Source organism: Synechococcus sp. CCY 9618 (assembly GCF_019038415.1).
Lineage (GTDB): Bacteria > Cyanobacteriota > Cyanobacteriia > PCC-6307 > Cyanobiaceae > Cyanobium.
The window spans coordinates 1-379 of sequence record NZ_JAFKRG010000110.1 but is presented as its reverse complement, the minus strand read 5'-3'; the positions used below and the strand labels follow the sequence as shown (position 1 = coordinate 379).

Sequence of the window (379 nt, the reverse complement as noted above, 5' to 3'; positions counted from 1 at the left end):
GATCGTCACCAACGCGGCCCGCGATCTCTTCGATCAGCAGCCCGCTCTGATCGCCCCCGGCGGCAACGCCTACACCCATCGCCGCATGGCCGCCTGCCTGCGCGACATGGAGATCGTGCTCCGCTACATCACCTACGCGATCTTCACCGGTGATGCCTCCGTCCTCGAGGACCGCTGCCTCAACGGTCTGCGCGAGACCTACCTGGCCCTCGGCGTCCCCGGTGCTTCCGTCGCCGAAGGCATCCGCAAGATGAAGGATTCCGCCATCGCCATCGCCAACGATCGCAACGGCATCACCCAGGGTGACTGCTCCGCCCTCATGTCCGAAGTGGGCACCTACTTCGACCGCGCCGCCGCCGCCGTCGCCTGATCCAGGCCC

1 protein-coding gene is annotated in these 379 nt (G+C 67.3%); it reads left to right on the top strand.

The features are described from left to right. Positions 1-370: phycocyanin subunit beta (locus KUG41_RS15350; protein WP_216905057.1), on the top strand; the 370-nt coding region annotated here is incomplete at its 5' end. Positions 371-379 lie beyond the last annotated feature (9 nt).